This window comes from Nocardiopsis sp. iso_238, assembly GCF_056173325.1.
In genome coordinates, this window is sequence record NZ_CM149668.1 from 4,274,823 (window position 1) to 4,298,933 (window position 24,111).

General features: G+C 70.9%; 17 protein-coding genes. 5 read left to right on the plus strand and 12 right to left on the minus strand.

Annotated elements, in window-relative coordinates; genetic code table 11:
• Positions 1-12 precede the first annotated feature (12 nt).
• The 7 genes from AC0VYL_RS19385 to ppdK form a co-directional block, all read right to left on the minus strand.
• Positions 13-1,341, minus strand: coding sequence for a glycoside hydrolase family 18 protein (locus tag AC0VYL_RS19385; protein WP_475481059.1), 1,329 nt, complete (start codon positions 1,339-1,341; stop codon positions 13-15).
• 116 nt (positions 1,342-1,457) lie between these two features.
• On the minus strand, positions 1,458-2,591 hold the full coding sequence (rpoD, locus tag AC0VYL_RS19390) for an RNA polymerase sigma factor RpoD (RefSeq protein WP_475454751.1): 1,134 nt from the start codon (positions 2,589-2,591) through the stop codon (positions 1,458-1,460).
• A 79-nt stretch (positions 2,592-2,670) separates the two neighbouring features.
• On the minus strand, positions 2,671-5,460 hold the full coding sequence (dnaG, locus tag AC0VYL_RS19395) for a DNA primase (protein WP_475454753.1): 2,790 nt from the start codon (positions 5,458-5,460) through the stop codon (positions 2,671-2,673).
• A gap of 130 nt (positions 5,461-5,590) precedes the next feature.
• A complete protein-coding gene (locus tag AC0VYL_RS19400) occupies positions 5,591-6,583 on the minus strand; it encodes a LacI family DNA-binding transcriptional regulator (protein ID WP_475481060.1) in 993 nt (330 codons plus the stop codon).
• A 172-nt stretch (positions 6,584-6,755) separates the two neighbouring features.
• Complete coding sequence (locus AC0VYL_RS19405) at positions 6,756-8,018, minus strand: deoxyguanosinetriphosphate triphosphohydrolase (RefSeq protein ID WP_475481061.1); 1,263 nt, start codon at positions 8,016-8,018, stop codon at positions 6,756-6,758.
• 49 nt (positions 8,019-8,067) lie between these two features.
• On the minus strand, positions 8,068-9,153 hold the full coding sequence (locus AC0VYL_RS19410) for a YdcF family protein (protein ID WP_475481062.1): 1,086 nt from the start codon (positions 9,151-9,153) through the stop codon (positions 8,068-8,070).
• A 342-nt stretch (positions 9,154-9,495) separates the two neighbouring features.
• The gene (gene ppdK / locus AC0VYL_RS19415) at positions 9,496-12,189 is read right to left on the minus strand and encodes a pyruvate, phosphate dikinase (protein WP_475454761.1); all 2,694 of its coding nucleotides are present in this window, start codon (positions 12,187-12,189) and stop codon (positions 9,496-9,498) included.
• A gap of 467 nt (positions 12,190-12,656) precedes the next feature.
• On the opposite strand from ppdK, the gene trhA reads away from it, so the two are divergent.
• Positions 12,657-13,328 (plus strand): PAQR family membrane homeostasis protein TrhA, encoded by a 672-nt coding sequence (gene trhA, locus AC0VYL_RS19420; RefSeq protein WP_475481063.1) that lies wholly within the window; start codon positions 12,657-12,659, stop codon positions 13,326-13,328.
• 60 nt (positions 13,329-13,388) lie between these two features.
• Here trhA and AC0VYL_RS19425 read toward each other — a convergent pair whose 3' ends face one another.
• The 5 genes from AC0VYL_RS19425 to AC0VYL_RS19445 form a co-directional block, all read right to left on the minus strand.
• Positions 13,389-14,768: a permease prefix domain 1-containing protein gene (locus AC0VYL_RS19425; RefSeq protein WP_475481064.1), complete on the minus strand. Its 1,380-nt coding sequence runs from the start codon at positions 14,766-14,768 to the stop codon at positions 13,389-13,391.
• On the minus strand, positions 14,765-15,139 hold the full coding sequence (locus AC0VYL_RS19430; RefSeq protein ID WP_475481065.1) for a PadR family transcriptional regulator: 375 nt from the start codon (positions 15,137-15,139) through the stop codon (positions 14,765-14,767). Before AC0VYL_RS19430 ends, AC0VYL_RS19425 begins: the two co-directional genes overlap by 4 nt.
• A gap of 348 nt (positions 15,140-15,487) precedes the next feature.
• Entirely contained in the window at positions 15,488-16,876 is a 1,389-nt protein-coding gene (locus tag AC0VYL_RS19435) for a glycine--tRNA ligase (RefSeq protein WP_475454769.1), read from the minus strand.
• 203 nt (positions 16,877-17,079) lie between these two features.
• Entirely contained in the window at positions 17,080-17,376 is a 297-nt protein-coding gene (locus tag AC0VYL_RS19440; protein ID WP_475454771.1) for an antibiotic biosynthesis monooxygenase, read from the minus strand.
• A gap of 71 nt (positions 17,377-17,447) precedes the next feature.
• Positions 17,448-21,149, minus strand: coding sequence for a bifunctional glycosyltransferase/CDP-glycerol:glycerophosphate glycerophosphotransferase (locus AC0VYL_RS19445; protein WP_475481066.1), 3,702 nt, complete (start codon positions 21,147-21,149; stop codon positions 17,448-17,450).
• 335 nt (positions 21,150-21,484) lie between these two features.
• Between AC0VYL_RS19445 and AC0VYL_RS19450 the strand changes: the two genes are divergently transcribed.
• The 4 genes from AC0VYL_RS19450 to AC0VYL_RS19465 all read left to right on the plus strand — a co-directional run bounded on the left by AC0VYL_RS19450 (position 21,485) and on the right by AC0VYL_RS19465 (position 24,073).
• Positions 21,485-21,856, plus strand: coding sequence for a DUF6703 family protein (locus AC0VYL_RS19450; RefSeq protein ID WP_475454775.1), 372 nt, complete (start codon positions 21,485-21,487; stop codon positions 21,854-21,856).
• Positions 21,857-21,922: 66 nt separating this feature from the next.
• A complete protein-coding gene (locus AC0VYL_RS19455; protein ID WP_475454777.1) occupies positions 21,923-22,774 on the plus strand; it encodes a metal ABC transporter ATP-binding protein in 852 nt (283 codons plus the stop codon).
• Positions 22,767-23,669, plus strand: a complete 903-nt coding sequence (locus AC0VYL_RS19460; protein ID WP_475454779.1) for a metal ABC transporter permease — start codon at positions 22,767-22,769, stop codon at positions 23,667-23,669. The genes AC0VYL_RS19455 and AC0VYL_RS19460 overlap by 8 nt, the downstream gene beginning before the upstream one ends.
• Positions 23,666-24,073, plus strand: coding sequence for a Fur family transcriptional regulator (locus tag AC0VYL_RS19465; protein ID WP_475454781.1), 408 nt, complete (start codon positions 23,666-23,668; stop codon positions 24,071-24,073). Before AC0VYL_RS19460 ends, AC0VYL_RS19465 begins: the two co-directional genes overlap by 4 nt.
• Positions 24,074-24,111: the final 38 nt, after the last annotated feature.

A 24,111-nucleotide genomic window follows, 5' to 3' on the forward strand; every position in this document is an offset into this window, starting at 1 on the left:
GGCGCGGTGCGCTCAGTCCAGGGACTCGCGCATGGCGCGGACCAGCGTGCCGTCGGGATCCATGTCGAGGTTCCACACCATCATCCCGGCGAGGCCGTGCTCGCGGACGTAGTCGCCCTTGAGCCCGATCACCTCGGGGTTGTCGTAGGTCCACCACTCGTCGCCGTCGTAGACCCAGTAGGCGCCGGACTCCTCGTCCAGGAAGCGGCGCCCGTCCATCTCCTCCAGCTGGTCGAAGGGGCGGGTGGGGCCGTCGTAGTCGTCGTCGGCCGCCCGTTCGGCCAACTGGCCGCGGCCGTCGTCCTGCGCCGGGACCCCCTGCCAACCGCGGCCGAAGGCCGGGACGCCCATCACGATCTGCCCGGGGTCGGCGCCCAGGTCCAGGTAGCGCCGGACCGCCTGGTCCACGCTGTTGGCCTGTTCGTCGTGGTCGGGGGTGTACAGGTTGGAGTGGTGGGCGGTGTACGCGCTCCAGGGACCGGAGAAGTCGTACCCCTGCACCGTGGCGAAGTCGACGTGGTCGAACAGCTCGGGTTCGTAGACCTCGGCGTGCTCCGGCCCTCCGGGCAGGGAGGCGGACAGCACGTAGTCCTCCCCGGTCTCCCGGGAGAGGGCGTCCATCTGGCGACGGAACTCGGCGGCCAGCAGCGTGAAGTTGGCGGGGTCGTCGGCGTGCACCACGTTGTCGGCGTTGCCCTGCCCGCCCGGCCACTCCCAGTCCAGGTCGATGCCGTCGAAGACACCCGCGCCGACGCCCTCGCCGCCCTGGGGCTCGTCACCGCGCACCGGAAGGTTCCCGCGCAGCCACAGGTCGAGGCAGGAGGTGACGAAGGCCTCCCGGGACTCCTCGGTGCGCGCGGCGGTGGAGAAGTTCACCGACCAGTTCCAGCCGCCCAGGGACAGGCTGGCGCCCAGGTCCTGGTGCTCCCCCCGGAGCTGGCGCAGCTGGTTGAGGCCGCCCGCGAGCTCCTGCTCGTACTCGTCGGCCCGCCCGTTCACGCTCTCGTCGGCCGCGTAGCGCCGTTGGTAGAGCTCCCAGGGCTGGTCGTGGCGGCCCTCGGGGATGTGGCACAGGCCGTCGTCGTCGATGCTGCCGAAGGCCCACATGATCCGGGTGAGGTCGGCCGGGGCCCCGCTCCTGCGGAGTTCGTTGACCGTGTAGCCCCGGTTGGCCACGTTCCAGTCCGCGAAGTACCCGATCCGCTCGGGTTCGCGTTGGTTCCTGAGGACGACGGCGGCCCCCGCGAGCAGGACGACGGCGGTGGCGGCCGCGCCCAGCACCAGCAGCGGACGCCGTCCGAGGGGCGACCGGGACTCGGACGGGGGCGGCGAGGCGTTCACACCTCGACCGTAGGGGCACGGAGGGGCGCGGGCGGGGTGTTCGTCCCATGTCGGCCAGATGAGGCCGTTCCACGGTCCGGGGGAACCCACGGTGGGTCCCGGACGTTGAAGGTGGCTCAGCCGCTGTGCAGGAAGTCCTTCAGGGTGCCCGCGCGCGAGGGGTGGCGGAGCTTGGCGAGGGTCTTGGCCTCGATCTGGCGGATGCGCTCCCGGGTGACCCCGAACTCGCGGCCGACCTCCTCCAGGGTGCGCGGCTGGCCGTCGGCCAGACCGAAGCGCAGCCGGATGATCCGCCTCTCGCGATCGGAGAGGTCGCCCAGCAGGACCCGCAGTTGTTCCTGGAGCAGGGTGAACGCGGCCGCCTCGACCGGCGTGACCGCGTCGGAGTCCTCGATGAAGTCACCGAAGTCGGACTCCTCCTCACCGATGGGCGCCTGGAGGGAGACGGGTTCGCGGGCGATCCGCTGGATCTCCAGGACGCGCTCTCCGACGAACCCGGCGGCGGCGGAGATCTCGGCGACGCTGGGCTCGCGCCCCAGCTGTTGGTGCAGCTGGTGCTGGACCCGGACGAGTTTGTTGATGGTCTCGACCATGTGCACCGGGATACGGATGGTGCGGGCCTGGTCCGCGATGGCCCGGGTGATGGCCTGGCGGATCCACCAGGTGGCGTAGGTGGAGAACTTGAAGCCCTTGGCGTAGTCGAACTTCTCCACCGCCCGGATGAGGCCGAGGTTGCCCTCCTGGATGAGGTCCAGGAACAGGAGCCCGCGCCCCATGTAGCGCTTGGCGATGGAGACGACCAGGCGCAGGTTGGACTCGATCAGCCGCCGCTTGGCCCGTCGGCCCTCCTCCACCAGGACGGCGAGCTCGTCGGTCGCGCAGTGTCCCGGCGCCGGCTCGTGGCGCTGCGCGTACAGGCCCGCCTCGACGGCCTTGGCCAGGTCCACCTCCTCCTGCGCGGTCAGGAGCGGGACCCGGCCGATCTCGCGCAGGTACATGCGGACCAGGTCCGAACCGGAGCGGCGACCCGGGTCGGTGACCAGGACCGCCTCCTCGGGCGGCTCGGCCACGTCGACCCCGGCGTGCGCGAGCTCGCTGATGGTCTGGTCCAGGGAGTCGGGCGGCGCGTCGAGGCGTTCCAACGCCGACGCGACCTCCCCACGACTCACCGTTCCCCGGCCGGAGTCGGGGAGGAGCGGAACGACCTGGCGGACGGGCGGAATTTCGTTGGTCACAACTGTGGGAGGCACCACTTCATTGTGCCCGGACACCTACCGCAATAGGAGAACTACTATTGTCACCCCGGTGCTACATACCGCTGTGAACCGACTACTGGAGAGCGCGTTTCTGCTGGCCGAGCTGCATGAGTTCGACGAAGACCCGGTTGTATTCCTCCGGCTGGGCGACCTGGTCAATCCGGTGCAGCTCGGATTTGAGGTTTGACTCCCTCCGGTTGATGGAATGAGTCCTGATTGTGCTCAGGATTTGCTGGGCGAAATGCTCGTCGAGTTCTCCATAGAACTTGATCTCCTCTACACCCAGGCGCGTGACGAAATCGCGTTGTGCGTCATTGGGAGCGGCGTCCCGCAGAGTCAGCGCCCACGTCTCGGGATCGCCCACCGCGGCGATGCCGCCCTGCTGCCGGATGAGCTGGAGCACCGCGCGGTGCTGGGGAACGGTGAAGTCCTCGTCCGTGAGGGTGTCGAAGCCCCGGGCCAGGTTGGGGAGCTTGACTGCGATCTTGAGGGCCTCCCGCTCCCGCTGCACCGACGGGTCGCGCAGGTCGTAGGGGGCGCTCTGGGCGTCGGGGGTGGGCACCGGCGCCCGGGGCGCGGGCCGGGCCCCGCCCTGGCGCATGTGCTGGCGGACGCGGCGCACCACGAAGGCCTCGTCCAGGAACCCGAGCCAGCGGTCCAGGTTCTTGGCGTAGGCCTCCCGGGTGCCCGCGTTGCGGATGCTGGCCACCACCGGCGCGGCGGCGTCCAGGGCGGCGATCCGGCCCTCCACCGTGGACAGGTCGTAGTTCTCGAAGGTCTTGCGGACCATGAACTCGTACAGCGGGGTGGCGTCCTCCACGAGGTCGACCACCGCCTGGGGTCCGTTCTGGAGACGCAGGTCGCAGGGGTCGAGCCCGTCGGGCTGGACGGCCACGAAGGTCTCGGAGGAGAACCCGTGCTCCTCCGCGAAGGCCCGCACGGCCGCCTTCTGCCCGGCCTTGTCGCCGTCGAAGGTGAACACGACCCGGGTCTCGTGGTTGGGCCGCCCGTGCAGCATCCGGCGCAGGATCTTGAGGTGGTCCTCACCGAAGGAGGTGCCGCAGGTGGCGACCGCCGTCGTCACACCGGCCTCGTGGCAGGCCATGACGTCGGTGTAGCCCTCGACGATGACCGCCTTGCCCTGCCGGGAGATCTCCCGCTTGGCGAGGTCCAGGCCGTAGAGGAGACGCCCCTTGTGGAAGATGGGGCTCTCCGGGGAGTTGAGGTACTTGGGGCCGTCCTCCTCGGGGTCGAGCTTGCGCGCCCCGAACCCGACGACCTCGCCGGTCACCTCCCGTACCGGCCAGAGCAGGCGGTTGCGGAACCGGTCGTAGGCCCCGCGCCGCCCCTGGCTGGCCAGGCCGCCCTCGATGATCTCGGCGTCGGTGAACCCCTTCTGCCGCAAATGGTCGGTGAGGTTCTGCCAGCCTCCGGGAGCGAACCCCAGCCCGAACTGCTCGGCGTGCACCCGGTTGAACCCGCGCTCCCCCAGGAACCGCCGCGCGGCGACCGCCCCGGGTGACAGGAGCTGTTCGGAGTAGAACTGGGCCGCCGCCCGGTGCGCGTCCAGCATGCGCTGCCGCTTGCCCTCGTCCCTGCGCGGGGTGCTGCGCCCGCCCTCCTCGTACCGCAGGACGATCCCGGTCTGTCGCGCCAGGGACTCGACCGCCTCCGCGAAGCTGAGGCTGTCGATCCGCTGCACGAAGGAGATGACGTCCCCGCCCTCCCCGCAACCGAAGCAGTTTCCGGTGAGGATGTTGTCTTCCAGGACGAAGGCGTGACCGTTGTCCACAACAGCGCAGAAGACCTCCTCGAACCGGTCGGTGTCCTCCACCGAGCGCACGGTCCAGCCCCTGCGGGCGAACTTCTTCTCCGCACTCGTGAAGCGCAGACGGTGCTCCTCGTGAAGGAGGAACTCCTCGGTCAGGTCCTCGTTGACGAGGTGCACCCGGAAGATCGAGGAGGGCTCCCGGCCGGGAAATCCCTCGCGTACCTGCTCGGTGATGCCGTAGGTGCCGATCCCGAGCCTGGTCGCGACCGCGCGGACGTGCTCCAGCACGGAGCGGTCCGCGCAGTTGAGCAGGACCGTTCCGTCCTTGGCGACGTGACCGTCGGCGGCAAGGTACCCGGCGAGCCACCCGTAGAGGTAGCTGTGGGACTCCTCCAATGACGGCAGGTCCTTGAAGTGCCCGGGCAGGTGGTGGACAAGGATCTGGCGACCGCTCTGCGACGTCTCACTGTTGGGGAACCACTTGAGCAGCGCGGGGTCCTTCTCCACGTCCAGTTGGGCCATGCTGCCGCGCCCGTGGCGGGTGCCGTCACCGAAGGTGATCCCGTGCGCGATACCGAACGGCGAGGGCGTGGTCCGGGTGACCTTGTTCGGCGGGAAGACGTGGGCGAGCCGGTGCTCGGGGCGCAGTTCCTCGGTGGTGACCTCACGCACCTCCGACCGGTCCTTGCCGGACTGCACGAACCACCGGTGCTCGGGGGTGGCGTGGATCTCCTTGTGCTGGCCGTTCCTGCTGAGGGTGAGCCGCATCAGCCGCTGCTCACCGAAGGAGTAGAAGGGAGCCTCCACCCAGGTGGCACTCCTGGTGAGGATCGTGTGTCTGCCCCCGGCCAGCTCCCGGATGGGCCTGACCCCGTCCCGGGTCAGCACCCGGGTCTCCCCCGCCAGACAGTAGAAGAGGTTCTTGGCGGGGGTGACGTTGAAGGAGGGGGACTTCTCGTCGTGGAAGGGGCAGAGCCCCTTGAGCGAGCCACCTCCGGCATTGCGCAGCTGGAGGTACTCACCGATCACGTCAGCGATGGGTGTGCGCTCGCGTACGAGGGCGATGTCTTCGTCTTTGATCCGGCCTGCCACGGTTTTCAGGGTAGTTCTCCCCCGGGACGTTCCGACCACCGTCCACAGGGCGGGTCTCCCAAGTCACCCGTTCGCGGGTGGTCCGGCCGTTCGGAGTGACGGTGATCATCGCGGGGCCCGGCGCCGGGCTTCAGCGTCGGCGCAGGGGTGGCGGTCCGGTGCTGTGGCGCACGCGCAGGCGGGCCGGGACCCGCAGTGGCGCGGCGGTTCCGCGACCGTCGAGCAGGTCCAGGAGCAGACCCACGGCGGCCTCGCCCACCTCGGCGGGGTCGCCGGTGGCGGTGGTCAACGCGGGGACGAGGTGGGCCGCCTCCGGGCGGTCACCGAACCCGGCGACGCTGACCTGCCCGGGAACGCGCAGGCCGGACTCCGCGAGGGCGCGCAGAACGCCGAGGGCGACGAGGTCGTCGGCGGCGAGCACCGCGGTGACCTCCTCCCCCTCCGCGCGCCGGGTCGCGAGTGCGAGTCCGGCGGCGTGACCGGCGTCGGGGCCGGTCCGGGCGGAGAGCTCGGGCACGGGGACCGGTGCCCCGGCCTCCGCCAGGGCGGCGCGCCATCCCCTGGTCCGTGCCGCGTGCCCCGGTGAGCCGTCCGCGACGTGGTGCACGGTGCGGTGTCCGAGCCCGAGCAGATGGCGGGTGAGGGCGCGGGCGCCGCCGAGGTGGTCGGTCCCCACCGCCGCCAGGGGGTGGTGCGGGGTGCCACCGGGGTCGATCACGACGGTCGGGGGCGGGTGGTGGAGGGCGGCCAGCTCCCCCTCCTGGCCGGGGACGAGGGCCACACAGCCCTCGGGAGCGTGTTCCAGCAGGCGTTCGGCCACGGCCGACAGGTCCTCGGGCGCGGCTCCGGCGTACAGCAGGGTGCGGCCGGTGGCGCCCAGAGCGCGTTCGATCCCGACCACCGCGCGGACGGTGTCCGGGTGGTCGGGGACGGTGGTGAGGACGCCGACCAGCGCGGAGCGGCGGGTGACCAGGGCGCGCGCGGAGGAGTTGCGGCGGTAGCCGAGTTCGGAGATGGCCGCGCGTACGCGGGCCTCGGTCTCGGGGAGCACTCCGGGGTGGGCGTTGAGGACGCGGGAGACGGTCTGGTGCGAGACACCGGCCAGCCTGGCGACGTCGTTCATGACGGGGCCGCGTCCAGGCCGTGGGGGCATGCCCTGGTCCCTCGCTCGTACCGGTGCGCTCCTGGGCGCCCGCCACGCGGGCGCCGGGCGCACTGAGCAGTGTGTGCGCTCCCGTGGGGCGCGTCAAGACCGGTGAACGCGATGAATTCGTCCGCCCCTGGTGAGGGGCGTGTCAGCGGACGAGGCGCGCGTGCAGGGCGGTGGCGGAGGTGTCCGTGAGGGAGGCGACCTGGTCCACGACCACGCGCAGGGCCGCCGTGTCGTCGGCGGCGCTCTCGTAAACGGCGCGGAACTGGGGGTCCAGGGATCCGGGCGACCCCCACAGGGCGGCGACCAGTTCGGTGATGGTGCGGCGCTCCTCGGCCTGGTAGGCCCGGGCCTCCTCGCGGGACATGACGAAGTGCGCCGCCACCGCCTTGAGCAGGGCGCACTCCAGGAGGGCGCGGCGCGGCAGGACGAGGTCGGCACGGTAGCGCGTGAGCCGACCGGGGCCGTGGGCGCGGCGGGTGGCGCCCTCGGCGGCGCGGCAGAACCGGCCGATGAGTTCGCTGGTGAGGTTCTTGAGGGCGGCGAGGGAGGCGAGGTCCCCGGTGAACTCGGTGGGCCAGACGGGTTCGGCGAGCAGGTCACCGAGCACCTCGTCGAGTTCGGCCGGTTCGGCGTCGCAGTAGAAGGCGGCGGCGATCCGGCAGACCTCGGCGCGCTGGACGGGGTCGCGCAGGGCGGCCATGCTGACCAGCCCGGCGTGCAGGGCGTCCTCGACGTCGTGCACGGAGTAGGCGACGTCGTCGGCCCAGTCCATGACCTGCGCCTCGAAGCAGGTGCGTCCGACGGGGGCTCCCTCGCGCAGCCAGGCGAAGGCCTCGGAGTCGTCGGGATAGCAGTTGAACTTGTGGGTGTCGCCGCCCTCGCCGCGTCTCCAGGGGTACTTGACGGTGGCGTCCAGGGTGGCGCGGGTGAGGTTGAGCCCGGCGCTGCGGCCGTCGGGGTCGATGACCTTGCCCTCCAGGCGGATGAGCAGGCGCAGGCTCTGGGCGTTGCCCTCGAAACCGCCGCACGCGGCGGCGGCCTCGTCCAGGGCGCGTTCCCCGTTGTGGCCGAAGGGAGGGTGGCCGAGGTCGTGGGAGAGACAGGCGGCCTCGACGAGGTCGGGGTCGCAGCCCAGAGCCTGGCCGAGTTCCCGGCCGATCTGGGCGCACTCCAGGGAGTGGGTCAGCCGGGTGCGCGGGAAGTCGCTCACCCCGGGCTGGACGACCTGGGTCTTGGCGGAGAGCCGACGCAGCGCGGAGCTGTGCAGGACACGGGCGCGGTCCCTCTCGAAGGGGCCGCGTCGCCTGCTCTTACGTGACTCCTGGGAATAGCGCTCGGTGTCGCGTGCGGTGTACCCGTGGGTGCCGCTCTCCGGGGTCACGGTCTCTCCGGGGATGGTCGTCATGGCCCCGAGCCTACTTCCCGGCAACGACGAATCATGTCATTGGCCCTGGTCAGGCCGCGTTGACACGGATGTCGCTGCTGTCGTTGAAGATCCAGTAGTACCAGAGGGAGGCGGTTTCCCTCGTGATGTACCAGAGCTGGGTACGGCGCTCGATGACGGCGGGTCCGGAGCGCGCGGGCGAGGTGCCCGCCTCGATGCCGTGGTCCGCGGCCATCACCTTGGTGCGCAGGCTGTGCCAGGGGTCGGAGACCAGGATGGCGGTCTCCCAGCCGTTGGACTCGAAGACCCCCTCCATGGCCTGGAAGCTCTGGAGGGTGTCGCTGCCCTCCTCGACCGCGGTGACCCGGTCGGCCGGGACGCCCACCTCGATGAGCCAGTTCCGGCCCGCCGCCGCCTCGGTGAAGGCGTCGTCGGGCTGTTTTCCGCCGACCGTGACGATGTGGGGTGCCACTCCGTCCAGGAACAGGACCTGGGCCTGGCGCAGTCGGGCCTCGAAGACGGGCGAGGGCACGCCGTTGTACTGGCTGGCGCCCAGGACCACAATCGCGTCGGAGGGCGTGCGGTCGTCCTGGCGCGCGGTGTACCAGACCCACCCCCAGGTGCCGGGCGGGATCGCCAGCGCGGCGACCAGGATGAGGGCGAGGATCCAGCGCACGCGGAAACGGCGGCGCCTGCGACGCCTGGGTGTGTGGGTGCGGGGGCCCCGGGGCGGCGGGGTGCGTCGGCCGCCGCGCTCACGCGCGGGCGGCTCCTCGTACGGTTCCTCGAAGGGCGGGTCGAGGGGGTCCTCGTACCCGTCCCCCGGGACGTCGTGGCCGTGGCCGTCGGCGGTGTCCGGGTACACGGGGAGGTCCCGACCACGGCGCGCCGGGGGCCGGTCGCGGACGAACCTGCGTGTGAAGGCGGCGCCCTGGTCACCGGTGTCGGCCGGGTCGGCGCGGCCGAACTCCTGGGTGCTCTCGTCCGGGCCGGTGGGTGCGGGTTCGGGTCGGGTGAACCGCCGGGTGCTCTCGGCGGCCGGGACGGCACCGGCCAGTCCGTCCCGGGAGAAGACCTGTGTGGCCTCGTGGTCAGCGGGGGCCGTGGCCGGGTCGTCCCACGGCTCGTCGCCGCGACCGTCACTCGCCGTTCGCACCGGCCCACCTCCGCTTGGTTTGGATCATGACGCGGTACCCCCACTGGGACGCCCGGCACCCACCGCGGGTTCGTGGTCTCCCCATGTGAGCGGGGACACCGGGAAGGGGGAGCCGACGTGGAACGGGTGGCCGGTGGATACCCGGAGCCCCGACTGAGTGGAGGGGGATCGGGGCGTCGTGCTCGGGAGCGTACCGACGTCGAAAATATATCACGAAAAGGTCACGGTTGACTTTTCCGTCGACCTCGGCCGTGACGCCCGATTCTAGTGTCCCCGACCCCGTGGAACGCCCGTGGCGGCGCCCTTGGCACACGGGCGCCGCCACGGGCGTTCGGTGGGCCGCTACACGGCGCGCCCGGCGGCCCGCCCGGCCTCCAGACGGGCCACCGGCACCCGGAACGGGGAGCACGAGACGTAGTCCAGCCCCACCTGGTGGAAGAAGTGCACCGAGGCCGGGTCGCCGCCGTGCTCACCGCACACACCGAGCTTGATGCCGGGCCGCGCGGCGCGTCCCTCCTCGGCTGCGATGCGGACCAGGCGGCCCACCCCGTCCACGTCCAGGGACTCGAACGGCGACACCCCGAAGACGCCCTTCTCCAGGTAGGCGGAGAAGAAGGAGGCCTCCACGTCGTCACGGGAGAAGCCCCACACGGTCTGGGTGAGGTCGTTGGTGCCGAAGGAGAAGAACTCGGCGTGCTCGGCGATCTGCCCCGCGGTGAGCGCGGCGCGGGGCAGTTCGATCATGGTGCCGACCGGGAAGTCCAGCTCCATGCCGTTCTCCTCCCCCACCTCACGCAGGACCCGCAGCGCGTCGTCCCGGATGATCTCAAGTTCCTGCACCGTGCCCACCAGCGGGATCATGATCTCCGGCCGGGGGCTGCCGCCCGCCCTGATCCGGTCCACGGCGGCCTGGGCGACGGCCCGCACCTGCATGGTGAACAGCCCCGGGACGACCAGCCCGAGGCGTACCCCGCGCAGCCCCAGCATCGGGTTCTGCTCGTGGAGCCTGTGTACGGCCTGGAGGACGCGCAGGTCGTTCTCGTGGCTCTCGCCCCGGGCCTCGGCCACCGCCACGCGCACCGAGAGTTCCGTGATGTCGGGCAGGAACTCGTGCAGCGGCGGGTCGAGGAGGCGGACCGTGACGGGCAGCCCGTCCATGGCCTCCAGGATCCCCCCGAAGTCCTCCCGCTGGAGGGGCAGCAGGGCGTCCAGCGAGTCCTGCTGTTCGTCGGGGGTGTCGGCCAGGATGAGGCGCTCGACCAGCTGGCGGCGGTCACCGAGGAACATGTGCTCGGTGCGGCACAGGCCGATGCCCTGGGCGCCCATGCGGCGGGCGCGGGCGGCGTCCTCGGGGGTGTCGGCGTTGGCGCGCACGTACAGGCGGCGGGCCGCGTCGACGTAGTGCATGAGGCGGTGCACGGAGCGCACGAGGTCGTCGGCCTGGTCGGAGGCGGGGTCGATCTCCCCCTCGAAGTAGCGGACCACCGGGGAGTCGACAACCGGTACCTCACCGAGGTAGACCCGGCCGCTGGTGCCGTCGATGGAGATGACGTCGCCCTCCTCGACCACCTCGCCGCCCGGGGCTGTCATGCGCCGGTTCTTGGTGTCGACGTCGAGTTCCTCGGCCCCGCACACGCAGGTCTTGCCCATCCCCCGGGCGACCACGGCGGCGTGCGAGGTCTTGCCTCCCCGGCTGGTGAGGATGCCCTCGGCCGCGATCATGCCCTCGAGGTCGTCGGGGTTGGTCTCGCGGCGGCAGAGGATGACCCTCTCCCCGCTGCGCGACCACTTCACGGCGGTGTAGGAGTCGAAGACGGCCTTGCCGACGGCGGCCCCGGGTGAGGCGTTCATGCCGCGCCCGAGGTGGTGGACGTCCTCCCCTGCCGTGGCCTCGTCGTCGAAGCGGGGGAACATCAGCTGGGCGAGCTGGTCGCCGGTGACGCGCTGGACCGCCTCGTCCAGGCCGATCATGCCCTGGTCCACGAGCTGGTCCGCGATGCGGAAGGCGGCCGCCGCTGTGCGCTTGCCCACGCGGGTCTGGAGCATCCACAGCCTGCCGCGCTCGATGGTGAACTCGATGTCGCACAGGTCGCGGTAGTGGTTCTCCAGGGTGTCCATGATCCCCAGGAGTTCCTCGTGGCTGCGGGGGTCGATCCGCTCCAGCTCGGTGAGGGGGACGGTGTTGCGGATGCCCGCCACCACGTCCTCGCCCTGGGCGTTCTGGAGGTAGTCGCCGTAGACGCCGGTCTGCCCGGTGGCGGGGTCGCGGGTGAAGGCCACGCCGGTGCCGGAGTCCATGCCGAGGTTGCCGAAGACCATGGAGCAGATGTTGACGGCGGTGCCGAGGTCGGCGGGGATGCGCTCCTGGCGGCGGTACAGCACGGCGCGGGGGGCGTTCCAGGAGTCGAAGACGGCCCTGACCGCGAGGTTCATCTGTTCGCGGGGGTCGGCCGGGAAGGGGCGTCCGGTCTGCTCGGTGACGATCTCCTTGAACCGTTCCACCAGCTGGCGGAAGTCGGCGGCGTCCAGGTCGAGGTCGTCGGTGATTCCCTTGGCGGCCTTGAGCTCGTCGATGGCCTCCTCGAACAGGTCGCCGTCGATGTCCTGGACGGTCCGGCCGAACATCTGGATGAGGCGCCGGTAGGAGTCCCAGGCGAAGCGCTCGTCGCCGCCCTGCGCGGCCAGGCCGACCACGGACTCGTCGTTGAGGCCGATGTTGAGGACGGTCTCCATCATGCCGGGCATGGAGAAGCGGGCTCCGGACCGCACGCTCACCAGGAGGGGGTCGTCGGGTTGGCCGAGGCGGCGCCCCATGGCCTTCTCCAGGTCCTTGAGGTCGGCCTCGATCTCGGCGTCGAGCCCGTCGGGAAGGGCACCGTTCTCCAGGTAGTGACGGCACGCCTGCGTGGTGATGGTGAAACCGGGGGGAACCGGGAGACCGATGTTGGTCATCTCGGCGAGGTTGGCCCCCTTGCCGCCGAGCAGGTCCTTCAGGTCCTTGTTGCCCTCGGTGAACTTGTAGACGTACTTGGTCACGGGGGTGCTCCCTCGTTCTCTCGCGGCCGTTCGGCGTGGGGTCGGCCCCTGTTGGGCGCGACCCTATCCACAGTCCGCACAAGCGCCCCTCCATGAACCACCCTGTTTCGACATAGTGCCTGTTCATGGAGGTTAAAGAGGTCTATACCAATGGTCCAGGACCAGAACACGTCCCCCACCCGCGAGAACGAGTACACCGAGGCGACTCCGACCGTGACTTCGCTGGTCACGGCCGCTCGACCACACCCGGCCCACGGCGCCGACCGGGCTCGAACGGGCCGGAACCGGAACACGACCAATCCCCTACCCCACCCCTCCCCCGGGAGCGCACTGTGCCGCGCGACACAGCATTACCATCAAGTAACCTACGCATCCGTAAGTTAGGCTTCTCGGTGTGGCCCGCCATGGAGCGGGGTCGCTGGATCTGAGGGGTGCGAACGGTGTCGAAGGCGCGGGAGACAGGGAGCGTGCGAGCCGCTGCGGCCGCCGGGGACCTGCTGGAGGCGGTCAAGCCCCGGCTCCGGGGATGGCTTCATCTGGGGACCGCCCCGCTCGCCCTGGCGGCGGGCATCGTCCTGGTGGCACTCTCCCCCACCGCACCCGCCATGGCGGCCAGCGCGGTGTACGCGCTCAGCTCGGTGCTGCTGTTCAGCACCTCGGCCATCTACCACGTGGGCCGCTGGTCACCGCGCGCCCAGCAGGTCCTGCGCCGCATGGACCACTCGAACATCTACCTGATCATCGCGGGCACCTACACGCCGTTCATCATGCTCGTGCTGGAGGGCACCCTGCGCACGGCCATGCTCGCGCTGGTCTGGGGCGGGGCGATCGCCGGGGTCACGTTCAAGCTCCTGTGGCTGAACGCTCCGCGCTGGCTGTCCACCGCCCTCTACCTGGCCATCGGCTGGGTCGCGGTGCTGTTCATCCCGGACCTGGTCAACGGCACCCACCCGGCCACCTGGATCCTCATCCTCGTCGGCGGCGTGCTCTACAGCGTCGGCGCCGTGGTCTACGGGCTCAAGCGGCCCGACCCCGCGCCCCGGTGGTTCGGGTTCCACGAGATCTTCCACTCGCTGACCATCGCGGCCTTCGTCTGCCACTACATCGCGGTCTCGTTCGTCGTCTACACGGCCACCTGACCGACGCGGACGCCCCCGGTCGGCGGCCGGTCCCCCACGGGGCCCGGCCGCCGACGGATGTCAGGCGAAGGCGAACAGCGGCGGGAACACCAGCACCACCACGGCGGCCCACACCGCGTAGACCGGCAGGTAGGTGGTCTGCCACCGCTCGACGGCCGCGAACGGTCGCGTGCCCCGCACGAAGCCCAGCAGCAGCCACGCCGACCACGCCAGGTGCACCAACAGCACGAGGTTCAGGCCGAGCGCCGCCGTCTTGTTGGCGGTGAAGCCGAACTCCGCGATCCGGGTGAGCATGGCCGTCAGCGCGACGGCGTTCACCGCCAGCGCCGTGCCCACCAGGGCCAGCTGGAGCCAGTCGAAGGCCCCCGGCCGGAGCAGCGGGTCGCGCGCCGAGATCGAGTAGAGCAGGAGGAACAGGACCAGCACGAGGACCGCGTCCATCACGATCAGCAGCTCGCGGTCGACGCTGGCCAGGGGTCCGTTCACCAGCATCGCCACGAGGTCGGCGACCAGCATCAGCAGCGCCAACGGGGTGAAGACCTTGGTCAGGACCGGCGTGATGTTCTCCACCACGCTCTTCTTGGCCTCCACCAGCCACGCGGCCACCAGCAGGGACCCCGGCACGCCGAACGGCACGAGCCAGTCGGCGAAGAACGGTCCGATGTCGACCTCGGCCAGGCCGAGCACCGCGGCGGTCAGGCCCACCAGGACCAGGGAGCCCAGGGCGATCAGCACGAGGTACATCACGAGCTCGCCGGTGAACCGCACGAAGTCCATCCGCCGCTCGTGGGAGCGCCACCGGCCGCCCGTGTGCAGCACCCCCACGAGCAGCCACAGGAGGATCGGCGCGTGCGTCAGGGCGAGGACGAAGGTCATCCCGGGCACCGGGTAGGGGCTGGGGGTCTCCTGGAACGGGTAGAGGTTGACCGCCAGGGCCGGAACCGCCGCGAGGGCCGCCGTCAGAGCGCCCACCTGCCAGGGGGCACGGCGCTTCCAGGCGAACCACCCCGCCAGGAAGGGCAGGACCACGAAGGGGAGGTTGCGGGTCACCAGCAGGCCCTCGACCGAGGTCTCCAGCAGCTTGACCGCCGCCCCCGCGCCGAGCGCGAAGAGCAGCGTCACCCCGAGCTCGCGCCAGCGCGACGCACCGGACTCCTCCTCGGCGTCGGGGACCAGGACCAGCTGCTTCCAGAGCCGGTGGGAGTGTTCCCGCGCGAACTCGCGCGAGACCGCGTCCAGGCCGCCCATGCGCTTGACCGCGACGAGGAAGGCCTCCTCGCTGTCCAGACCGCCCGACTCCAGCTCGGTGATCTGCTCGCGCAGGTGGTCCTCCATCTCCTCCACGTCCGGGGCGGAGATGGCCCGACGGCGGGTCACGAAGCCGCGCCACTGGTCGATCTGTTCCTCGAGCACGTCACCGCGCGCGTTCTCGCCCGTCACGCGAACCCTCCCGCCGGAGCCGGACCCGGGTACTCGGGCCGCGGCACCGCCGACCAGACCCGCCGGAGCGCCTCCTCGACCACGCTCCACTGTTCGCGCCGCTCGGCCAGCGCCTCCAGCCCCGCTTCGGTGATCGCGTAGTGCTTGCGGCGTCTGCCCGCCTCCGACCTGCCCCAGGACGCCCGGACGAGGCCGTTGCGCTCCAACCGGTGCAGCAGCGGGTACAGCATCCCGTCCGTCCAGTTCATCCGCCCGTCGGAGAGCTCGTTGACCCGTTTGACGATCGCGTAGCCGTAGGACTCGCCCTCGGACAGGATTCCCAGGACCATCGGGGTGGCCGAAGCGGCCACCAGGTCCTTGTCTATGTGCATGCGTGTCCTCGTACCTCGGTGTTCCGACGCGAGGTACCCTAGCAGCTCTAGGCATAGCTGTTCTAGGCATGATGTCGCGGGCACGAAGACCCGGCCGCTTCCGGTCGTCACGATTTACTCACGCGATGGGACAACCGGGCCGAAACCGCCCCACCGGCCCCGGGTGCTGACGTTAGGTTGAGAGCCGGTGCTCCGGCCGTGTGCGGCCGGGGCGCCGAAGAGACGGTCGGAAACCACATCCCCCCGGGTCCGGCCGTCTCTGCTGTTCCACCCGAAGCCCGGAGAACGCCGAACGGCCGCCCCTCCCCTGGTCGGGAGGGACGGCCGCGGGTGTCGCGGGTTCCGGAGCTAGCAGCCGGGCAGGCGCTCCAGCAGGTACATCTCCACGCGGTCCAGGGACACGCGCTCCTGCGACATGGTGTCGCGCTCGCGCACGGTCACCGCGTTGTCCTCAAGGGTGTCGAAGTCCACCGTCACGCAGAACGGGGTACCGATCTCGTCCTGGCGGCGGTAGCGGCGGCCGATCGCGCCGGCGTCGTCGAACTCCACGTTCCAGCGCTTGCGGAGCAGTGCGGCGAGGTCGCGGGCCTTGGGCGAGAGGTCGGCGTTGCGCGAGAGCGGCAGCACGGCGGCCTTGACCGGCGACAGGCGCGGGTCCAGACGCATCACGGCGCGCTTCTCCAGCTTGCCCTTGGCGTTGGGCGCCTCGTCGACGTTGTACGCGTCCAGCATGAACGTGAGCACCGCCCGGTCGACACCGGCCGCGGGCTCGATGACGTAGGGGATGTAGCGCTCGTTGTTCTCCTGGTCGAAGTACGACAGGTCGACACCGGAGGCCTCGGCGTGCGTCTTGAGGTCGTAGTCGGTCCGGTTGGCGACGCCCTCCAGCTCGCCCCACTCACTGCCCTGGAAGTTGAACCGGTACTCGATGTCCACGGTCCGCTTGGAGTAGTGGGAGAGCTTGTCCTGGGGGTGCTCGTACAGCCGCAGGTTGTCCTTGGCGATGCCCAGGTCCAGGTACCACTGGTGGCGCTGGTCGATCCAGTACTGGTGCCACTCCTCGTCGCTGCCCGGCTTGACGAAGAACTCCATCTCCATCTGCTCGAACTCACGGGTCCGGAAGATGAAGTTTCCGGGGGTGATCTCGTTGCGGAAGGACTTGCCGATCTGGCCGATGCCGAAGGGGACCTTGCGGCGGGCGCTCTGCTCGACGTTCTTGTAGTTGATGAAGATGCCCTGCGCCGTCTCCGGACGCAGGTAGGCCAGGCCCTTCTCGTCCTGGACCGGGCCCAGGTAGGTGCGCAGGAGACCGTTGAACATGCGCGGCTCGGTGAAGGAGGCCTTGGCGCCGCAGTTGGGGCAGGCGATCGCGGCCAGGCCCTCGGCGGGCTCCTTGCCGTGCTTCTCCTCGTAGGCCTCGATGAGGTGGTCGGCCCGGAAGCGCTTGTGGCAGGACTGGCACTCGGTGAGCGGGTCCACGAAGGCCGTCACGTGGCCGGAGGCCTCCCAGACCTCACGGGCCAGGATCACGCTGGAGTCGAGGCCGACGATGTCGTCCCGCTCCTGCACCATCGAACGCCACCACTGGCGCTTGACGTTGTTCTTCAACTCCACGCCCAGGGGGCCGTAGTCCCAGGCGGCGCGCAGACCTCCGTAGATCTCGCTGGAGGGGTAGACCAGACCTCGGCGCTTGGCGAGGTTGACCAGTGCGTCCATTGCCTCTGACTTGGCGGCCATGGGGTGACTCTCCATCCGGCTGGCGGTCGGTGGATCGCTGTTCGCGATACATCGTCGGTTCTGTTGGGGGGCGGTCCGCGCGCGGAGCCACGGGTGTGGCGCTCCGGGAGACCGCTTCCCACCAGGCTAGAGCAATCCGGAGGCGGGCGCGCACTCTTTGTGCGGGGCCCGCCCGCTCCCCTCGGAGCGGAGGGCCCCGGGGGTCAGGACGGCCCCTCGCCGCGACCGAGGATCTCGAACGCGGTGGGTTCGTCGATGGCCCGGGAGAGCAGCGGGACGGCGGTGACCTTGACGTCGAAGTCGGACAGGGCCCGCCGGTAGAACCCGGCGCCGTCCCACTCGGTGACCACGGTCCACAGCGTGGGTTCGTCGGCGGCGCGGCCGATGCGGTGGCACCGGAACCCCGGACGCTGGGCCAGGACCGCCACGGCGGCGTCGGCGTCGGTTCGGAAGGCCTCGGTGTCGGCCTCGGGCACGGAGTATCGGGTGATGACGATCACCCGCCCATTGTGGCGCAGACACGGGAGTGGGCCGCCCCGAAGGTGCTCGGAGGCGGCCCACCCACCGCTCGCTACTCCTTGCCGAAGACGCGGTCCACGACCCTGGCGGACGCGTGCCCGTCGTCCAGGGGGCAGAACTGGTCCACGAACGACCGGTAGGAGGCGCCGCTGCGCTCGGCGACCCCGTCGATGTCCAGCAGGGACTCGATGACGTCGTCGGAGCGGGTCAGCAGCGGTCCGGGCGCGGTCTCCTCGAAGTCGAAGTAGAACCCGCGCAGGTTGTCCCGGTAGCTCTCCAGGTCGTAGGTGAAGAAGAGCATCGGGCGGCCGGTGTTGGCGAAGTCGAACATCATCGACGAGTAGTCCGTGATCAGCACGTCGGTGATCAGGAAGAGCTCCATGATCTCCGGGTACAGGGACACGTCGTAGACGAAGTCCTCCCCCACGATCGGCACGCTGTCCACCACGCGGGGGTGGCGGCGCACCAGCAGCACGTGGTCGTCCCCGAGCTTCTCGTACATGCGGCGCAGGTCCAGGTGCAGGTCCAGCTTGTGCTTGCCGCGCGTGTAGTACTTGTCGTCCCGCCAGGTGGGCGCGTAGAGGACCACCTTCTTGCCCTCGGGCAGGCCGAGCAGGCGCCGGGTGCGGTCCGCGATGGCCTCGCGCTCCGGTGAGAAGAAGATGTCGTTGCGCGGGTATCCGGTCTCCAGGACCTCACCCTCGAAGCGGAAGGCGCTGCGCAGGATCGGGGTGGCCCAGGGGCTCGGGGAGACCAGGTAGTCCCACTGCCGGGTCTCCCACGCGAGCTTGTCGAAGTAGTCGCGGGACTTGCCCCGGATGTTCTCCACGTCGAAGCCGATGCGCTTGAGCATGGATCCGTGCCAGGTCTGCACGACCACCTGGTCCGGGTGGCGGTGGAACCAGGCGGGCTGCCGGGAGTTGCTGACCAGGTACCGGCTGCGGGCCAGTTCCCGGAAGTACTCCTCGCCCTTGTGCCGGACCGGGGTGAGGTCGTCGGGCAGGCGGACCTGTCCGTCCGCCACCAGCCAGGACATCGGGTAGTCGGCCCACTTGGCGCGTTTGCGCAGCTCGGCGTAGAGGCTCTGCGGGCTGTCCGAGTACTGGCGCCCGGTGTAGGTGTCGAAGAGGATGCCCTCGGTGACCGGTTCGGCGCGCTGGGCCGGGTAGAACGTCTCACGGAGCTCGCGCTGGGCGAAGGCGCCGCGTTCGGCGGGGTGCAGGTCGGTGCCGACCTGGAGCACCGGGATGCCGCGGCCCTGGTAGGAGAGCGTGTAGGAGCGTTCGGGGCTCTCGGTCTCGATGGGCAGGTCGTGGATGAGCGAGTCGGTGAACTCCACGCCCACGTCCACGCTGGTGGACTCGTCGCCCTCTCCCGCGGACTCCTCGCTGACCCGCGCCCACAGCTGGTAGGACCCGGTGGAAAGGGACAGTTCGCCGGACAGGGTGGCGATGCGGGAGGGGTCGAACCGGGCGGTGAACCGGTTCCCGGACCGCTCCACGGTGAGCTCGTGCTCCTCGTCGCGGCCGCGTGCCTTGGCCACCACGCTCAGCTCGTTGGCCGGGGAGAACTCGCCCCCGAGGACCAGGACGCGCTCCTGCCACTCCGCGCGGTCCACCCAGGGGTGGGCCCGACCCGCACGCAGTTTGAGGTGTCCGGTGAAGGTGCGCTGCACCGCGAGCTGCTGCTGCGCGCCCTCGGAGTCGTAGGCGGTGGTGCGGACCTCGTCGGGCAGGACCAGGGGGACGGTGCGCTGGTCGGGGGTGACCAGGTGGGCGTCCCACTCCTCCTGCCGGATCACGCCGCCGCACTCGCTGAGACTGCGGGCGAAGAGCTCCTCGGCCCGCACCCTGGCCTCGAAGCGGCCGCTCTGGATGGTGACCGGGTAGCTGAGCCGTGCTGTGCCGGGGCGCCGCACCAGCCGGAGCTCGGTGGCCTCGGCGGCGGGCGCGGACAGCAGTTCTCCGCCCACGGTGAGTTCGGCGGTGCGGACGTCGAAGTGGTGCTCGGTGACCTGGGCACGCGCGGGTTCGACGGCGATGACCAGGTGCCGGTCGCGGTTCCAGTGCGGTCGCACCCAGACGTCGTCGCCGACGCTCTGGTACCCGGGCCGCTCGGGCGGTCCGGGAACGGGGCTGGAGACGATGCGGCGGCGGGCGAGGCTGCGGTTGAACACCACCAGCTCGATCTTCCACTCACCGGGCTCCCAGCCGCCGGAGCCGCGCAGGCGGCGCGGGTCCACGACGACCGTGAAGCCGCCGTAGTCGTGGCGGGCGGAGTCGGGCAGGTCGGGCAGCCGGTACTCGGCGGCCAGGCGGGTCCGTACGGGGACGCGGACGCGGCGCTTGGTGGCGGTGTTGACCACGAAGGCGACCACGTGCTGCTGCCAGCGCTTGCGGGCCCGCAGGTTCCGGATGCCGATCCGGCCGCTGACGTGCAGGCGGCCGTCCTCCCAGTGGATGTCCTCGGTCTTCTGCCGGACCTTGATCTCGTCCTCGAGGCGGTAGATCTCCTTGGGGACCGCCTTGGCCGGGTCCTTCACGTCGAAGAAGGGGTAGCGGACGTAGTAGCCGAGCCCCTGCCGGACGACCGTGGCCTTCTTGATCTCGACGCTCTTGGCGAAGGTGGCGACCTCCAGCACGTCGTCCAGCCGCCGCTTGCGCACCAGGTGGTACAGGAGGCGGTCCAGCACGTTGAGGCCGCGTAGGAGGCTGTCCGGGACGTGGTCGAGGTAGGCGTTGAGCAGGTCGAGGACGGTCTCGCGGACCTCCTGGTCCGCGTCGTCGAGCCGCAGGAGGAGACGGTGGAGTTCGCCCTGGAGGCGGATGCGGTCCCACAGCTCGCGGTCCGCGGTGGTGAGGTCCGCGCCGAGTTCGCGCATGGCCGTGACGCGGCGTGTGAGGGCCGCGCTCTCCAGGGGTGTGCCGACCTTCTCGCGTTCGCGCATCAGCAGCACGGGCGCGGGCAGGACGTCGACGGCCTGGGCGAGCAGGGTCGCCCGGCCGATGGCGAGGTCGGTGTCCTCCTTGGCGACGTCGTGCTCGGGCAGGGAGTCCCAGAACTCCCGGCGCCAGAGACGGTTGCCCAGGGTGGCGTCCGCGATCAGGCCGGGGACCGACCTGGGGTCCTCCGCGAGCCGTTGGCGGCCGAACTTGCGGTGGGCCTTGGAGGGCGCGGCTCCGAGCTCGTTGAACTGGTGGACGTTGCCGATGACCAGGTCGGAGCGGGTGTCGGCGGCGCTCTGGGCCAGGTGGGCGAGCGCGTAGGCGGTGAGCGCGTCGGAGCCCGTGAGGAAGAGCAGGTGGCTGCCGGTGGCGGCGGCGGCCCCCAGCGAGCGCGCCCCGGCGTGGTCCGGGGCCGGCTCTCCGGGCAGGAGGGTGACGCGCAGCCCGGCGGGAGGTGTCGCCGCGAAGGCGGTGGCGGTGGCCAGCCCGTCCTCGCGCGCGGACGCGACGGCCTCGTCCCCCTGGTCGTTCTCCTCCGGGAGGGACTCGTCGGAGGTACCGGAGGCGGCCGCCTCGTCGTCCCCGTTCGTGTCCGGGTCGGCGGTCGCCGGGTCGGCGGGTGTCGGCCCGGGGCCGCCGTTGGTGGTTCGGACCGGCGCGAGGACGACCTCGACGTCCGGTCGTGCGGCGCCCTCGCGCGCCGCCGCCCCGGTCTGGCTCTCGTCGCGTTGACGGGCCAGCGAGTCGAGGCAGTTCTGCAAGTGTGGTTCGGTGACGTCGAACGTCACGATGACTGTGGGTTCGGGCACGGAAGTTGACACCCTCCGGAGGGTTCGTCTCTACACGACGTGCGGGCACCGTGGTGCGGACGGTCCGCATGGAACAGACGGTCAGTAACTGAATGTAGACGGTTCGACCCGTCTCGTGTCGAACCCGGAACAGTCGGGGGTGCGGGTACGAGGGGAGATGCGCGGTGTTCGCCGCGCCTGTGCCCGGCGCTGTGCCAGGGCCCTGCACTAGGGTCTGATCCAGGATTATCACAGGCCCCGGGACACGGTGCGCACACCGACCGCCCCCGAGACGTCCGGTCGGGGTCGCGAGGACGTCGCGGGAACCGGGACACAGCGAAGAGGAACAGGCGGCGATGGCCTCTCCCGAGCACGAGGACGAACAGCGGCGGCCCGCCTCCGGGCGGCCCCTCCCCCCGGGTGACTCCCTGTTCACCCCGGGCGCGGGAAGGTTGCGCGGCGAGGTGGAGCGGCGCAGCGCGGTGCCCCTGGTGTGGCTGCACCAGCGCCCGGGGTGGCTTCCGCCGGTGGTGTTGGGGGCACTGTTCCTCGCGGGGCTGATGGCCCCGGGCTGGCTGGGCGCACCGTGTCTGCTGTTGGTGGCGGCGGTCTTCGGGTGGTTGGCCTTCCTCACCTGGCCCTCGCTCCAGCGTCAGCAGCGGGTGCCCCGGGTCCTGATGATCGTGGTGGTGCTGGTGTTGGCCGTGGCGAGGATGCTGGGCTTCTGAGGCGGGGGGACTCTCGTCACCCTTGCCAGTTTTGACAATCATTTTCGTTTTCGTGATAATGAAGCAGTGTCTGCCCAGTTCACGGAGGACGGGGCCCCGGGCCCCGACACCCCGCCCGCCTTCCAGGCCGTCGACGCGCACGCCGCCTACGACGGCGTCACCGTCCTCGACGGCGTGAGCCTCGACGTCCCCGTGGGTCAGACCATGGCCGTTCTCGGACCCAACGGTTCGGGCAAGTCCACGCTGATGCGCGCGATGCTCGGCATCGTGCCCCTCACCTCCGGCCGGATCCTCCTCCACGGGACTCCCCTGCGCCGGTTCCGGGACTGGCGGCGGATCGGCTACGTGCCCCAGCGGCTCACCGCCGGGGGCGCCGTGCCCGCCACCGTGCGCGAGATCGTCGCCTCCGGGCAGGTCGCCCGGCGCCGCCGTCTCTCCCTGCCCACGCGGGCCGACCGCGCCGCCGTCGACGACGCGCTCGCCGCCGTGGACCTGTCCGACCGCGCCGGGGACGCCGTGCGGGAGCTCTCGGGCGGCCAGCAGCAGCGGGTGCTGATCGCCCGCGCGCTGGCCGGACGCCCGGACACGTTCGTGATGGACGAGCCCATGGCCGGAGTGGACGCGGAGAACCAGCGCGCCCTGGCCCGGGCCATCGCCCGTCTGCGCGACCAGGGGAGCACCGTGGTCCTGGTACTGCACGAGCTCGGCCCTCTGGAAGAGGTCATCGAACGCGCGGTCGTGCTGGAGCACGGCCGGATCGTGCACGACGGGCCGCCTCCCGAGGCCACCGGTGAGTGCGCGCGCCCCGGGCACGAGCACCAGCATCCGCACCCCGACCCCAACGACCCCGACCACGGCTCCGCGCACGCCACCGCGCCGACGGAGATGGTCCGCCTGGAGGTTCCCCGCCGTGACTGAGCTGCTCCAGTACGAGTTCATGCGGCGCGCGCTGCTCGCCGCGGTGCTGGTCGGCCTGGTCACCCCGATCATCGGCACCTTCCTGGTCCAGCGGCGGCTCGCCCTGCTGGGCGACGGCATCGGCCACATCGCCCTGACCGGGGTGGCCCTGGGCCTGCTCACGAGCACCTCACCGGTGCTCACGGCCGCGGTCGTGGCCACCCTGGGCGCCATCCTCATGGAGATGGTCCGGGTGCGCACGCGCACCAGCGGCGACGTGGCGCTGGCGCTGCTGTTCTACGGCGGCATCGCGGGCGGTGTGCTGCTCATCGGGATGACGCCGGGGGCGAGCAACGCCACCCTCACCTCGTACCTGTTCGGTTCGGTCAGCACCGTGGGCGAGCAGGACATCTGGATCGTGGGCGTGCTCGCGGTGGGCGTGGTCGCGGTGCTGGCAGTCTTCGGCCGGGAGCTGTTCGTCCTGTGTCAGGACGAGGAGGTGGCCAGGGCCCACGGGCTGCCGGTGCGCTTCCTGAGCATCCTGCTGGCGGTGACCGCCGCGCTGACGGTGGTGATCGCGATGCGTGTGGTGGGTGTGCTCATGGTGAGCGCGCTGATGATCGTCCCGGTCGCCGCCGCGCAGCAGCTGAGCCGCAGCTTCAGGGTGACGATGGGTCTGGCGGTGCTGATCGGTCTGGTCTCCTCGCTCGGCGGGCTGACCACGGCCTTCTACTCCGACCTCGCGCCGGGGGCCACGATCGTGCTGCTCGCCCTGGCCGTCTTCTGCCTCGCCGTGTTGGTCGGCGGGGTCCTGCGCCGCGTGACCAAGCGGCGGACACCGGCACCCCTGCATCCCGTAGCGGAGGGTCCGGCGGATACGATGCCCCAGACAGATCGGGGGAGGGTGACACCATGAGTACACGTCGCGAGGCCGTCCGTCAGGCACTGACCGAGTCCTCCGGTTTCCGCAGCGCGCAGGACCTGTACGCGGACCTGCGAGCCGACGGCTCCAAGATCGGTCTGACCACCGTGTACCGGGCCCTTCAGGCCCTGAGCGACTCGGGTGAGGTCGACGTCCTGCGCACCGACGACGGCGAGGCCGTCTACCGTGCGTGCGACACCGAGAGCCACCACCACCACCTGGTGTGCCGTACCTGCTCCACCGCCGTGGAGATCGAGGGTCCCACCGTGGAGCGGTGGGCCGCCGAGGTGGGGGCCAAGCACGGCTTCACCGGCGTGACGCACACGGTCGAGGTGTTCGGTACCTGCGGCGCCTGCTCGCTGCGTCTGGCCCAACAGGGCAGCGCACAGCAGGTCTGACCGACGACGCCCGAGGGCCCCGCGCGATCGCGCGGGGC

Bases quoted from the DNA above. Each gene is read 5' to 3' on its own strand.
- AC0VYL_RS19400 (WP_475481060.1), bottom strand. From the start codon at position 6,583: ATGAACGACGTCGCCAGGCTGGCCGGTGTCTCGCACCAGACCGTCTCC.
- AC0VYL_RS19405 (WP_475481061.1), bottom strand. From the start codon at position 8,018: ATGACGACCATCCCCGGAGAGACCGTGACCCCGGAGAGCGGCACCCAC.
- AC0VYL_RS19430 (WP_475481065.1), bottom strand. From the start codon at position 15,139: ATGCACATAGACAAGGACCTGGTGGCCGCTTCGGCCACCCCGATGGTC.
- AC0VYL_RS19435 (WP_475454769.1), bottom strand. From the start codon at position 16,876: ATGGCCGCCAAGTCAGAGGCAATGGACGCACTGGTCAACCTCGCCAAG.
- AC0VYL_RS19450 (WP_475454775.1), top strand. From the start codon at position 21,485: ATGGCCTCTCCCGAGCACGAGGACGAACAGCGGCGGCCCGCCTCCGGG.
- AC0VYL_RS19465 (WP_475454781.1), top strand. From the start codon at position 23,666: ATGAGTACACGTCGCGAGGCCGTCCGTCAGGCACTGACCGAGTCCTCC.